The sequence below is a fragment of the Bacillus haikouensis genome (assembly GCF_013179555.1).
Lineage (GTDB): Bacteria > Bacillota > Bacilli > Bacillales > Bacillaceae_B > Rossellomorea > Rossellomorea haikouensis_A.
The window spans coordinates 1-12,564 of the sequence record NZ_JABMCR010000125.1 but is presented as its reverse complement, the minus strand read 5'-3'; the positions used below and the strand labels follow the sequence as shown (position 1 = coordinate 12,564).

At 41.2% G+C, this 12,564-nt stretch carries 15 protein-coding genes; all 15 read right to left on the bottom strand.

Annotation, left to right across the window (positions count from 1 at the left end):
- Positions 1-85 precede the first annotated feature (85 nt).
- The 15 genes from flhF to flgD all read right to left on the bottom strand — a co-directional run bounded on the left by flhF (position 86) and on the right by flgD (position 12,521).
- Positions 86-1,246 (bottom strand): flagellar biosynthesis GTPase FlhF, encoded by a 1,161-nt coding sequence (gene flhF / locus HP456_RS13025; RefSeq protein WP_312857759.1) that lies wholly within the window; start codon positions 1,244-1,246, stop codon positions 86-88.
- Positions 1,247-1,251: 5 nt separating this feature from the next.
- Positions 1,252-3,288, bottom strand: a complete 2,037-nt coding sequence (gene flhA, locus HP456_RS13020) for a flagellar biosynthesis protein FlhA (RefSeq protein WP_172251732.1) — start codon at positions 3,286-3,288, stop codon at positions 1,252-1,254.
- A gap of 21 nt (positions 3,289-3,309) precedes the next feature.
- A complete protein-coding gene (gene flhB / locus HP456_RS13015) occupies positions 3,310-4,392 on the bottom strand; it encodes a flagellar biosynthesis protein FlhB (protein ID WP_172251730.1) in 1,083 nt (360 codons plus the stop codon).
- Position 4,393: 1 nt separating this feature from the next.
- Positions 4,394-5,170 (bottom strand): flagellar biosynthetic protein FliR, encoded by a 777-nt coding sequence (gene fliR / locus HP456_RS13010; RefSeq protein ID WP_172251728.1) that lies wholly within the window; start codon positions 5,168-5,170, stop codon positions 4,394-4,396.
- Between the two features lie 4 nt (positions 5,171-5,174).
- Positions 5,175-5,444, bottom strand: coding sequence for a flagellar biosynthesis protein FliQ (gene fliQ / locus HP456_RS13005; protein ID WP_172251726.1), 270 nt, complete (start codon positions 5,442-5,444; stop codon positions 5,175-5,177).
- A gap of 13 nt (positions 5,445-5,457) precedes the next feature.
- Positions 5,458-6,123 (bottom strand): flagellar type III secretion system pore protein FliP, encoded by a 666-nt coding sequence (gene fliP, locus HP456_RS13000; protein WP_172251724.1) that lies wholly within the window; start codon positions 6,121-6,123, stop codon positions 5,458-5,460.
- Entirely contained in the window at positions 6,116-6,775 is a 660-nt protein-coding gene (locus HP456_RS12995) for a flagellar biosynthetic protein FliO (protein WP_172251722.1), read from the bottom strand. The genes fliP and HP456_RS12995 overlap by 8 nt, the downstream gene beginning before the upstream one ends.
- Before the next feature lie 23 nt (positions 6,776-6,798).
- Positions 6,799-7,161, bottom strand: coding sequence for a response regulator (locus HP456_RS12990; protein ID WP_032088822.1), 363 nt, complete (start codon positions 7,159-7,161; stop codon positions 6,799-6,801).
- A gap of 86 nt (positions 7,162-7,247) precedes the next feature.
- Positions 7,248-8,450, bottom strand: coding sequence for a flagellar motor switch phosphatase FliY (fliY, locus tag HP456_RS12985; protein ID WP_172251720.1), 1,203 nt, complete (start codon positions 8,448-8,450; stop codon positions 7,248-7,250).
- Positions 8,440-9,435 (bottom strand): flagellar motor switch protein FliM, encoded by a 996-nt coding sequence (gene fliM, locus HP456_RS12980; RefSeq protein WP_172251718.1) that lies wholly within the window; start codon positions 9,433-9,435, stop codon positions 8,440-8,442. The genes fliY and fliM overlap by 11 nt, the downstream gene beginning before the upstream one ends.
- Before the next feature lie 33 nt (positions 9,436-9,468).
- Complete coding sequence (gene fliL / locus HP456_RS12975) at positions 9,469-9,894, bottom strand: flagellar basal body-associated protein FliL (RefSeq protein ID WP_172251716.1); 426 nt, start codon at positions 9,892-9,894, stop codon at positions 9,469-9,471.
- On the bottom strand, positions 9,891-10,106 hold the full coding sequence (locus tag HP456_RS12970) for a flagellar FlbD family protein (RefSeq protein WP_172251714.1): 216 nt from the start codon (positions 10,104-10,106) through the stop codon (positions 9,891-9,893). The genes fliL and HP456_RS12970 overlap by 4 nt, the downstream gene beginning before the upstream one ends.
- Positions 10,107-10,185: 79 nt before the next feature.
- Positions 10,186-11,409 carry a flagellar hook protein FlgE gene (locus HP456_RS12965; RefSeq protein WP_172251712.1) on the bottom strand — a complete coding sequence of 408 codons (1,224 nt, stop codon included), beginning with the start codon at positions 11,407-11,409 and terminating at the stop codon, positions 10,186-10,188.
- A 71-nt stretch (positions 11,410-11,480) separates the two neighbouring features.
- A complete protein-coding gene (locus HP456_RS12960) occupies positions 11,481-11,873 on the bottom strand; it encodes a TIGR02530 family flagellar biosynthesis protein (protein WP_172251710.1) in 393 nt (130 codons plus the stop codon).
- Between the two features lie 15 nt (positions 11,874-11,888).
- Positions 11,889-12,521, bottom strand: coding sequence for a flagellar hook assembly protein FlgD (flgD, locus tag HP456_RS12955; protein ID WP_172251708.1), 633 nt, complete (start codon positions 12,519-12,521; stop codon positions 11,889-11,891).
- Positions 12,522-12,564 lie beyond the last annotated feature (43 nt).

Genomic DNA, 12,564 nt, shown 5'->3' with positions numbered 1-12,564 from the left:
TGATTTTCCGACTCCTCCTTTTCCACTGACGATACCGATCGTTTTAGCAGGAGTTGTAGAGTTTAACAGCATTTTTTGTCTTAAGTTATACGCCTGATCTTTCATGGCTGAACCCTTTCAGAAGTAATTCACTGATTTCCTCAGCGTTCGCTTCGGTTATATCTTCCGGAACATCCTGACCTGTCGTGATATATGCTATGCCTGTCTTTGTCTCTTTGATGATATTGACCATTGAACCATAACTTGACGTTTCATCGAGTTTAGTGAAGATAAAACCGTTGATGTCAATCGAAGAAAATTGTTTGATGATTTCTTTCATGTCTTCTTCTTTGCTAGTCAGTGATAAGACGAGAAAGGTTTCCATGTCCCGCTCGAAATCAATGACTTTGCGAAGATCTTCAACAAACTTCTTTTCTCTGAAGTTCCGGCCGGCTGTATCAATGAACACATGGTCGAAATCTCTAAACTTTTGTATTGCCTCTTTGTAATCATCCAGCTTATAAACGACTTCCACGGGTACATTCAGGAGCCCCGCATACGTTTTTAATTGTTCTATTGCTGCTATCCTGTATGTGTCTGTTGTGATGAAGCCGATTTTCATTTTCTTTTCAATCACTGCTTCCGCTGCCATTTTGGCCAGGGTTGTCGTTTTCCCCACACCAGTAGGTCCGACCACATTGATGTACTTCTTCTTGTAGCTCATACCGCTTATGTGTACTTCACTGACAACATCCTTCAGGAAGCGCTTGGCTTCAACTAGCAGTGTATCCGCTTCCGCCTTTTCAGATTCCCTGGCAGACTTTGTTTTTTCTTCCAAATGGTCTCCCGCTTGTAACAGAAGAGAATCACTAATACCTTGAAGCTGTAAATGAAGCAATATTTCACGAATCGAAGAATCATATCTTTCAAATTGACTGCTTGTTGTAAAAGAAGCAATCATTTTCTTCAATTCCTTTAACTCTTGCTGAACAGAGTTTTCTGTTATCAGCTGTTTTTCTTGTGGTCTTCCTTTTATTAAAGATACGGATTTTGATGGATCCGGCTCTGAACGCAATCTCTTCATTTCTTCTTTTTCTTTTTCAATACCCGGGTCGATTGCTGCAATGACTTCCACCATTCTTTTCTTGAAGAATCCTATGAAACCACCGGAATCGATTACTTTCGAATTTAATATTACCGCATCTTCTCCAAGGTCATTTCTAACTTTTTTCATTGCTTCATTCATAGTTGGAGCCACATATTTCATTACTTTCAATCTATATTCACCACCCCAACACTTTGTACTTCCACATTTGCTTCCAGTTCGTTATAAGACAGAATTGGCACTTGCGGGAAATACCTTTCTGTTATTTGACGTACATACATCCTTACCGCAGGTGAACATAGAATAATGGGTGATTCTTCCATCAATGATAATTGTTCTACCTGAGAGGCAACACTCTCCAGCACACGCTGTGACTCACCCGGGTCCATTGATAGATAATTACCGTGTTCTGTCTGCTGAATGGAATCCGCAATGAGCTTCTCTACTTTTCCAGACATGGTCACCACTTTAAGTGATCCGTTTTCCCGGGCAAATTGATTCGTAATCTGACGTGCAAGGGCCTGTCTGACATATTCCGTCAGCAATTCGGTGTCAGAACTCATTTTCGAAAAGTCGGCCAGTGTTTCGAAGATGATCGGCAGATTGCGAATGGACACATTCTCTTTCAATAACTTGGCCAGCACCTTCTGGACTTCTCCCACCGACAATGGAGTCGGGGTAACTTCTTCTACCAAAATCGGATAAGATTCCTGAAGATGATCGATTAATTGTTTAGTCTCCTGTCGGCCCAAAAGCTCATGAGCATTTGTCTTGATTACTTCTGTTATATGAGTAGAAACGACAGAGGGGGGATCCACCACAGTATATCCGAATATTTCCGCCTGTTCTTTCATTTCCTCTGATATCCACTTTGCTGGAAGACCGAATGATGGTTCGATCGTATCAATGCCCTCAATCGAATCATCTTCCACTCCAGGACTCATGGCCAAATAATGATCTAGCAATAGTTCACCCCGTGCCATTTCATTCCCTTTAATTTTCAATCGATATTCATTTGGCTGCAGTTGGATATTATCACGTATTCTAACAACAGGAATGACTAATCCCAATTCAATCGCCAGCTGTCTTCTGATCATCACAATCCGGTCAAGTAAATCCCCTCCTTGATTTGTATCAGCAAGGGGAATAAGGCCGTAGCCAAATTCAAATTCGATCGGATCTACGTTAAGAAGATTCACTACACTTTCAGGGCTTTTCATTTCATCAGATTCTACTTCCTCTTCCATGGCTGCCATTTCTGTTTCGCTTTCTGCAGGGGTTCGTGAAAGCATGTATCCTCCAAACGCCATTGCAGCGGCAATGGGTATGGTCAGGATATCGTCAATCGGTGTAGCCACACCGAGCATGAAAATTGTAAATGCTGCCACGTATAGCATATAAGGGTAAGCTAACAGCTGTTTCATTATATCCTGTCCAAGATTTCCTTCAGAAGCTGCACGGGTGACCACTATACCCGTGGCGGTGGAGATCAATAAAGCGGGTATCTGACTGACAATCCCATCCCCGACAGTGAGAAGCGAATACCGTGTTGCAGCTTCACTGATCGGCAGTCCCTGCTGCGTCATGCCAATGATAATACCAAAAATCAAGTTGATGATGACAATGACTATTCCGGCGATTGCATCTCCTTTTACGAATTTTGAGGCACCATCCATAGCTCCGTAAAAGTCTGCTTCCCTGCTGATTTTATCTCTTCGGTGCCTTGCATCGTGTTCAGATATCATTCCGGCATTCAAATCGGCATCGATACTCATTTGCTTACCGGGCATCGCATCCAGGGTAAATCTTGCCGCAACTTCAGATACCCGTTCTGAACCTTTTGTAATAACAATGAATTGTATAACGATCAGAATTACGAATACAACGAGTCCCACTAAAACATTTCCGCCGACAACGAACGTTCCAAAGGTTTCCACAACGCCCCCCGCTTCGCCTTTACTGAGAATCGATCTCGTTGTGGAAACATTTAGACCCAATCGAAATAGGGTAAGAAGCAGTAACAGTGACGGAAATATGGAAAATTGGAGTGGTTCATTCATATTCATGGAGGTTAGGAGCACTAAAAGAGCAAGTGAAATATTAATAATGATAAGCACACTTAACATCCATGAAGGGAACGGGATGATAAGCATGGCTACAATTAATATGACACTGGCTAATACAGATAAATCTCTTGCTGACATACAATTTCTCTCCTAACATTCTTACAGTTTGTTTTTGATCCGATATACGTAAGCCAAGATTTCCGCCACTGCTTTAAAAAATTCTTCCGGGACCGTATCACCGATATCAGCAGCATCGTATAGTGACCTTGCCAATGGCCGGTTCTCTACCATCACAACATCATTTTCTTTGGCAATGTATTTAATCTTTTGAGCCAGATAATCGACACCCTTGGCCACGACAAATGGAGCATCTTTTTTATTTTCATCATATTTCAGGGCAATGGCAAAGTGGGTGGGATTTGTTATTACTACATCCGCTTGCGGGACTTCCTGCATCATCCGTCGCATCGCCATTTCGCGCTGCCTCTGCTTTATTTTTGATTTGATCAAGGGGTCTCCCTCAATGTTTTTATGTTCATCCTTTAAATCTTGTTTTGACATCCTGATATTTTTTTCAAAATCATATTTTTGATAAAGATAATCAAAGACCGATAAAAATAATAGTGCCAAGGATGCGGCAATACCCATTTGAACGGCCAGTTTGGCCATTGTGACCAAAGAATCACCAACAGATTTAAAAGATAAACTCAGCACTTCTTCTATATTCATCCAAAGTATGACAAACGTGATAGCTCCTATAAAAGTGATCTTCAAGATGGATTTAAGAAGTTCTACTATCGCCCTCATTGAAAAAATTCGTTTAAAACCCTTGATCGGATCTATTTTTTCCAATTTCGGCTGCATCGGTTCCGTGGTGAACATGACTCCGACTTGAATATAATTTGCAATGACTCCAGCTGCTAGTGCCACCAGCATTATGGGTCCAAGCAGCAGCGCCATTTCTTTCATTAGATCCATTGTGATGACCTGGACTGTATTTTCAGTAAGTTCCATCAGCATATATTCCTGAAACGAATGACGAAATAAATCAAATACAATATTCCCAATGTATGAAGCACCGAATGTCAAAAAAAAGAATACAGCAAGAAGGATGATGGCTGTGTTAACATCCTGGCTTTTTGCAGTCTGTCCTTTCTTTTTTGTATCTTCCCTTTTTTTGGGGGTGGCCTTCTCTGTCTTCTCACCACTGAAGAATTGTAAATCCAAAGATATCCACTGCACTTTACAAGCCTCCAATTAACTTCATTAAATCTCTCATCGATATGAACATCATCTCGAATAACTGCTGCATCACCGCAAACATGACACCCATCACAATAAAGAGAACGATGAATGATACAGCAATTTTTATCGGGAATCCTACTACGAACACATTTAGCTGGGGCACAGTCCTTGCAACGATTCCCAAAGCAACATCAACCAGAAAGAGAGTGGCTACGACCGGGATGGACATTTGAAATGCGATGATGAACATGGAGTTAAATGTTTTCACTATATATTCGACGAGCAATTCATCGCCGAAAGGAATCCAGGGACTATCTATGGGAATCAATCGGTAGCTGTAAAAGATACCGTCAAGAATCAAGTGGTGGCCATTTAAAGCGAGCAGTAATAAGAGAGAAAAAGTGTATAAATACTGTCCCATCAAAGGGCTTTGTGCACCTGTCTGGGGATCGATGACATTTGCAATGGCAAAACCCATCTGAAAATCAATAAATCCTCCTGCTATTTGGATGGCGGAAATGATCATATAAGCAACAAAACCGATTAACAGTCCGACCATTGCTTCTTTCATGACAAGCAAAAAATACTGTCCGTTAAATTCAAATGCTTTCGACTCAACCGTATAATACATCACCCATGAAAGAACCAGTGAAAACGCCACTCGATGCTGTGCAGGTATATTCCGGTATGAGAATAAAGGCATCGTGACAAAAAATGCAGAAACTCTAACAAAAATCAATAAAAAGACCGATAATACAGGTACAAGATCTGTCATTCTATTAACCTACAAACCTGGTTAAATCAGAAAAGATATGTGATGAATAGGTGACGATTTTCGTCAGCATCCATGGTCCAAAAAAAACAATTCCGATCAATACAGCGACAATCTTAGGAATGAACGCAAGTGTCTGTTCCTGAATCTGGGTTGTCGCCTGAAAAATACTCACGATCAACCCGACGACAAGAGCCAGTACCAGCAGTGGACCTGAAACAATCAAGGTTATATAAATTCCCTGTTCAGCTAACGCGATAACAGATTCGGCATTCATAAAGCTCACCTACTTAAAAACTTTCTAATAGAGATTTCACTACTAAGTACCAGCCATCCACCAATACAAAGAGTAAAATTTTAAACGGTAAAGATATCATAACCGGCGGAAGCATCATCATTCCCATCGACATCAAGACACTGGCAACCACCATATCAATGACAAGAAAAGGGATAAAAATCATGAAACCGATTTGAAAAGCAGTTTTGATTTCGCTCAACGCAAATGCCGGTACAAGCGAAGTCATTGGGATATCTTCGATGGATTCCGGTCTGTCTGCGCCTGAGTAGTTCAAGAAAAGTTCTAAATCTTTCTGTCTGGTATGTTTACTCATGAACTCTTTAAACGGAGTAGATGCTTTCTCATATGCCTCTTCAAGGTTTATTTCTTCATTGAAAAGCGGAGTCAATGCCTCTTCATTGACCTCTTGAAATGTCGGGGCCATTATGAAGAACGTGAGAAACAAAGAAATCCCTATTAATACTTGATTTGGCGGCATCTGTTGAGTTGCGAGTGAAGTCCTGACAAAAGAAAGGACAATCATGATTCGTGTAAAAGAAGTCATAAGGATAAGGATGCTCGGAGCCAAAGAAAGAACCGTAAATAATAATAATAGTTTTACACTGGTGGAGACAGATTCAGCAGGACTGCCATTAAAAAACTCCATGAATTCATTCATCTGTATGGTTCTCCTTACCCTTAAAATCCTTGAGCATCCTTTTTCTTCCTTTACTCATTTCCTCCAGCTGCGTTTTGAGATGCGATTGAAAGGAGCTTGGATGTGTTGTATCAGTCTGCCCGCGCTTTACTTTAGTCAGCAGATTTGCGAACAGCATCTTCGGATCTCTCAACTCGTCAGTACCACTATTATAATAAGTAAGAATCTCTTCTTTCTCTTTTTCATCCTGGACCTCTTTTAACAACTGAATGTCTTCCCCGACTCCAAGCACCAGAACCTGATTTCCGATTTTGACTATTTGTACCGAACGATTCCCCCCAAGTGGTGCACCACCAAGGTGATTGATCATTTTTGTCTGTTGAAATGATCGGCTTTTCTGATTGATGAATTTTAAAAGGAAATAAATAAGTGCTACAACAAATAACAATGCAGCGATCATTTTCACATAATCAAAAAAGGTAACAGAAGGTTCTTGATTCTCAATGGGCTCATCCTTCGATGGAGGTGAATCCCCTTTCGTTTCCCCATCCTGCTTTTCAGGCTCTTCATACCAATCGTCGACAGAATTCATGCCGGCAAGTGCTGTAGAAGCTCCAGCACTCACCATTATGAACAGCAATAAAACAGATACCAATAGTTGAAGCTTTCTCAATTCATACACCTTCTTAATGACTGTTAACTTAATGCTTTCTGGATCGCTTCAATTACCCGGTCAGCCTGGAATGGCTTGACAATGAAGTCTTTTGCTCCAGCTTGAATGGCATCGATTACCATTGCCTGCTGACCCATTGCGGAACACATGATGATTTTCGCACCAGGATCCATTGCTTTGATATCCTTCAGTGCTGCAATACCGTCTTTTTCAGGCATTGTAATATCCATTGTCACAAGGTCAGGCTGAACTTCTTTGTACTTCTCTACAGCCTGAGCACCATCCGCAGCCTCACCCACTACTTCAAATCCATTTTTCGTCAAAATATCTTTAATCATCATTCGCATAAATGCAGCATCATCAACAATTAAAATTTTATTCGCCATCGCCGTCATCCTCCATCTTTCAAATTATTTTCCAAGGTTCTTTCGCATACTTTTTTTGTTCTGCACATTGTTTTTTTATAGAATATTTATCTGAGTTTATTCAACCGATCACTCGGGCTGACGATATCGGTGATTCGGACACCAAAATTCTCGTCGATTACAACCACTTCACCTTTGGCAATCAATCTGCTGTTTACTAATATATCAACAGGTTCACCCGCTAATTTGTCCAGCTCGATGATCGACCCTGATGACATTTCCAGGATATCTTTCACTGAACGGTTCGTTCTTCCCAGTTCTACAGTCACCTGTAAAGGGATGTCGAGGAGCATGTCAAGATTTTTTGTTTCTTGCTGTCCGAGCCCTGACGTTTCAAAACTTGAAAACGTAGCCGGCTGCACATTTACTTGCTGCTGCCCGGAATAACTCTGCCCCCCATAGTGCTGAGGAGAAGCTTGCTGGTGCCCGGAATGCGCAGGAGCAGTTGATTGGGCAGCACCCACAAATTCATGTGAAGGTTCTTCCTGCACTTGGCTATTGGGCGAAGATACATCCACCATGTGGTCCCTCTCCTGTTCCACTGCATCTTCTTCCGGTGGCACACTGCCTCCATTCATCAACTCATCAACAAGACTTTTGGCAAATCTTAAAGGAAGAAGCTGCATAATATTCGAATCGATAAGATGTCCTATTTTCAATGAGAAAGACACCTTAACCAACAAATCCTGATCCGGTATATTTTCCTGCCCTTCCCCTTGAGGGATATACATCAAATCGACTGATGGAGGTGAAATATCAACTTTTTTACTGAACACCGTCGACATTGATGTAGCTGCCGAACCCATCATCTGATTCATTGCTTCCTGCACTGCGCTCAGCTGGATTTCACCAAGTTCCCCTGATGGGTTCAGCCCATCTCCCCCCAGCATCAAATCAGCAATTATTGAAGCATCGGATTGTTTGATTACTAACAGATTTGCACCTGAAAAACCTTCTGTATATTTAACTTCTATTGCAACGTATGGATGAGGAAATTCTTCCTCTAAGGAATTCTTATTCACAATGGAAACTCTAGGGGTCGTAATTTCAACTTTTTGATTAAGTAAGGTTGATAAAGCTGTTGCTGAGCTTCCAAAAGAGATATTCCCGATTTCACCCAAAGCATCCTGTTCCATGGAACTGATGTATTCTTCTATGTTCATTTCGCTGTCATCCTGCTCTTCAGGCTCTGCAGAACCTCTAAGCAGAGCATCGATTTCATCTTGTGATAACATATCATCACTCATCATCGTCGTCTCCCCCCTTCAAACCTTCTATAATTTGGATCGCCAGTCTGTTATTTGCTTTTCCAGGCTGGGCAGTGAATTTTGGAATCTCACCGACTTTAATGGTTAACGGATCATCGATTCTGGCATTCAGTTGTATGACATCACCATGATCCAGCATCAAGAAATCTTCTATTGAAATTTCAGAATTACCAAGCTCTGCGACTATAGGCACATATGCTTTTTTTATTCTTTTCTCCAGGTTTGCAGCTTCTTGCGGCTTGATGTCTTTTTTCTTGGATTCCATCCAATAGCTCCCGGTCAGCTTGGGCAGAATCGGCTCCAACACTACATGTGGAATACAAATATTGATCATACCGGTCGTTTCCCCAATCGTGGTATTTAATGAAATGACTACGACCGTTTCATTTGGGGACACCATTTGCAGGAATTGCGGATTGACTTCAAACTCTGCAAATACTGGATCAATATCCACAACTGTGCTCCAGGCTTCGCTTAAGTTTTCAAAAGCCCGCTCAAACAATTGGGTCATGATTGTGGTCTCAATTTCTGTAAGATTCTCCACTTTATTGACACTTACGCCTTTTCCACCCATCACACGATCCATCATCGAATATGCGATGTTTGGATTAATTTCCATAAGGATCCTCCCATCCAATGGGGGAAGCTCATACACATTAAGAATCGTCATCTTTAGAACTGAACGAATAAACTCTTCATAAGGAATCTGGTCAGCCGATGCCACGTTGATCTGCACATAGGTACGCAGCTGAGCAGAAAAATACGTCGTTAAAATCCTGGCGAAATTTTCATGAATGCGTGTTAAACTGCGAATCTGGTCTTTGGAGAATCGTAAGGCCCTTTTGAAATCATAAACCTTAACCTTTCTTTCTTCCTCTTCTTTTTTAAAGTCATCGGCACTCATCTCACCGGTATTCAATGCCGATAACAGGGCATCAATTTCACTTTGTGATAATACATCTGCCATCTCTTCACCCCCAGCCCTTACATTTACCCTTTATCATTGAATCATCATAGAGGTGATGTACACTTTTTCTACTTTGCCTTCCTGCATCAGGCTATTCACCTTTTCTTTTACCTTGCCTTCTATCAATTCCTTGCCTTTTTTTCCTTGCAGGTCTTCTGCTTTCATCTCAGAAAGCTCTTCAATGATGATGTTATTAACCTGGAAATCTCTCTTTTCCAATTCTTGTTTTGCTTTCTTGCTGTCAGTTTGGATTTTGAAGGAAATACGTATAAAATCATTGCTTAATAGATTGGTTGTAATTTCAGGAATATCTACAGAAGCCTCAATGACTTCTTCAATGGATGGTTCCTTCGTTTCTTCCCCATCTGAGAACTTTAAAATGACTACCAATGCAATCACACCAACCAATGTAATCGTTACCAGCAGGATCAACATGATGGTTAAGAATTTATTTTTCAATCTGTTGTACCCCCTTTAACCGCAGGGTCCAGAAGGTTTACTTTACGAAAGAAAGATAATGACTGCTGAGTTACTTCGTCAACCGATTCTTTGACTACATATTTTCTTCCATTAGTTAACTGGATTGTCGTATCCGGAAACGCCTCGATTGTCTCTATATAAAATGCATTGATGGTAAAAGCTTTACCATTTAACCTTGTTAACGTAATCATTCATATGTAGAGCTGACATATATTTGTGTGGGTTAAAACTCCAATATATATCAGCCCATGACCTCCCTTTTGTAACGAATTATCGCTTCAAGTTAATAAGTTCTTGTAATATTTCATCCGAGGTTGTAATGATTCTGGTATTGGCCTGGAAACCGCGTTGCGCAGTGATCATTTCTGTGAATTCTTCAGAAAGGTCAACATTTGACATTTCCAGTGAACCTGATTGGAGGAGACCTCTTCCTTCTCCTGCTACTCCCAAGTTAGCCAGACCGGAGTTATTTGAAGCCTGGAATAAGTTGCTTCCTGCTTTCGTCAGCCCTCCCGGATTAGAAAATGTCGCCAGTGCCAATTGACTCAACACCCTCACTTCCCCATTTGAAAATACACCGTTCACTTCACCTGAAGATCCAATATTAAAGCTCTCGAGGTACCCCTCTGAGTTCCCGTTTACAGTATCTACGTTTGCAGAAGATGAGCTGTCAAATTGAGTGATTTTTGAGAAGTCCATGTTTATTTCAAGATCATTTGCTCCATTTTCATTGGTCAGAGACAACTCATGAGGCATGTTGGTGGTCATATTACCTGCAGCATCAAAGTTGAACGTTAACTCTTGCCCGCCAGCGATCGTGACTCCTTCTGTCAAACTGGTAATATCCGCTGCCCATTCATTGTTACCGGCATTTTTTGTGAGGGTGACCTGCAAGCTGATGTCATTTCCAAGCGAATCCTTTATCTTTGTTTCAATTTCTACGACTGTTCCTTGTTCTGCGGTCGCTTTTAGATTTCCATTGTAAGAAACAGCTGTCGTCGCTTGAGGTGCCATCGTAGTGTCCGTATCAATCGTGATATCCGTCGCACCTGATTGATTGACAACTCCGTCTGCATCAACTGGAAATCCCTGTACAAGAGCTCCCCCTCCAGTCACAAGGCTACCATTTGAATCCAGATAAAAGTTTCCTGCCCTGGTGTAAAGCTCATTATTACCTTGTCTTACCATGAAGTATCCGTCTCCGGATACAGCAACATCAAGTGATCTTCCTGTCGTTTGAAGACTTCCTTGTGTTTGAATACTGTCAATTGAAGATAGTGTAGAACCTAAACCTACCTGCATCGCATTTTGGCCCCCACGGTTTTCAGTTGCCCTGCTTGCGCCTGAAACCGTCTGATTCATAAGGTCCTGAAATGTTACACGACCTTTCTTATATCCATAGGTATTAACATTCGCAATATTATTCCCGATCACATCTAATTTTGTTTGGAAGTTCTTCATTCCGCTGATACCTGAATACATTGAACGTAGCATGAATTTTTCCCCTTTCGTGATTGGCTGCTTCTATCATTCCACAGCTTGTAGGCTTCCTTTATAGGTCCAGCCTATGAATCAATTAATATCGTTCCGTTAATATTTGTAAAAATCTGTGAAGTGGCTTCCTGCCGATCCATTGCAGTAATGACTGTCCGGTTTTTTGCACTCACGATTAATGCTGCATCGTTTAAGATAATCAGAGATTCCTGAACACCCTTGGATTTTGCTTCACTTATTTTTTCTCCAATTTTCTCCCATACCTGTGGTGAAATTGAAATACCTCTTTGTTCCATCCTGACCTTTGCGTGCTTACTAATCTGCATGTCTGTAGAACGGTGTATGGCAGTATTTAGCTGTGCGGCAAATGAATCGCCCGGTTTAGAAACAGCATGTATTGCCTTCGGTCTGACGTTTGCTGTTATAGGCTGCGATGGAACGCGATGCAAGAAAGCTTTCTCCATACAACCACTCCCTTGTTATGATTCTATTTTAATCAAATTTTCGCTTTGTACTTTATCGCCTGCCTCAGTGTGGATCCATATTCGGGAATCCTTTGATGACACTGACTGAACGACACCGCTGATTGTACCCTCTTCACCTTCCCAAGTCACTTTTTTTCCAATCAGCATCGATGCACTGACCAGGGATGTGTCAGCATTCAACCCATCATTTACTTGCGAAATATTTCCCGGTGTGAGGATGGTTCCATCATCCATTACAAACTCAACGTTATTTTCTTTAAACCTGATACCTTTCACAATTCCTTGTCCTTCTGAAATTTCAGGTGCTTCGTTTGAATCAGATTCAGTAATTTTATGCCATGTCACGTGTTTACCTACGAATTGGTTGTAGGAAATCAATTGGGATTGATTTTGATTCTCTACAAACTTCTCCATTGTTTTTGTAAGATTCGTCATTTGTTCCAATGATGAAAATGTTGCCATTTGTGCAACAAAATCTTTATCCTGCATGGGGTTCATAGGGTCCTGGTTCTGAAGCTGAGTCATCAGGATTTTCAGGAAGTCATCTTTCCCTAAAACATCACTGCCCCCTTCACGCCTTTTCGTCTGCAGTGTTGAATACAATAAATTTGGATCTATCTTTGTCATAACATCACCTATACTTCGCTATTCACGAGAAATTCTTTAAAAG

What these genes read in the sequence shown, in the direction of transcription:
- fliM (WP_172251718.1), bottom strand. Translation starts at nt 9,435, where the DNA reads ATGGCAGATGTATTATCACAAAGTGAAATTGATGCCCTGTTATCGGCA.
- HP456_RS12960 (WP_172251710.1), bottom strand. Translation starts at nt 11,873, where the DNA reads ATGGAGAAAGCTTTCTTGCATCGCGTTCCATCGCAGCCTATAACAGCA.
- flgD (WP_172251708.1), bottom strand. Translation starts at nt 12,521, where the DNA reads ATGACAAAGATAGATCCAAATTTATTGTATTCAACACTGCAGACGAAA.
- fliY (WP_172251720.1), bottom strand. Translation starts at nt 8,450, where the DNA reads ATGATGAGTGATGATATGTTATCACAAGATGAAATCGATGCTCTGCTT.
- flhA (WP_172251732.1), bottom strand. Translation starts at nt 3,288, where the DNA reads ATGTCAGCAAGAGATTTATCTGTATTAGCCAGTGTCATATTAATTGTA.
- flhF (WP_312857759.1), bottom strand. Translation starts at nt 1,246, where the DNA reads ATGAAATATGTGGCTCCAACTATGAATGAAGCAATGAAAAAAGTTAGA.
- fliP (WP_172251724.1), bottom strand. Translation starts at nt 6,123, where the DNA reads ATGAATGAATTCATGGAGTTTTTTAATGGCAGTCCTGCTGAATCTGTC.
- HP456_RS12990 (WP_032088822.1), bottom strand. Translation starts at nt 7,161, where the DNA reads ATGGCGAATAAAATTTTAATTGTTGATGATGCTGCATTTATGCGAATG.
- fliR (WP_172251728.1), bottom strand. Translation starts at nt 5,170, where the DNA reads ATGACAGATCTTGTACCTGTATTATCGGTCTTTTTATTGATTTTTGTT.
- HP456_RS12970 (WP_172251714.1), bottom strand. Translation starts at nt 10,106, where the DNA reads ATGATTACGTTAACAAGGTTAAATGGTAAAGCTTTTACCATCAATGCA.
- fliQ (WP_172251726.1), bottom strand. Translation starts at nt 5,444, where the DNA reads ATGAATGCCGAATCTGTTATCGCGTTAGCTGAACAGGGAATTTATATA.
- HP456_RS12965 (WP_172251712.1), bottom strand. Translation starts at nt 11,409, where the DNA reads ATGCTACGTTCAATGTATTCAGGTATCAGCGGAATGAAGAACTTCCAA.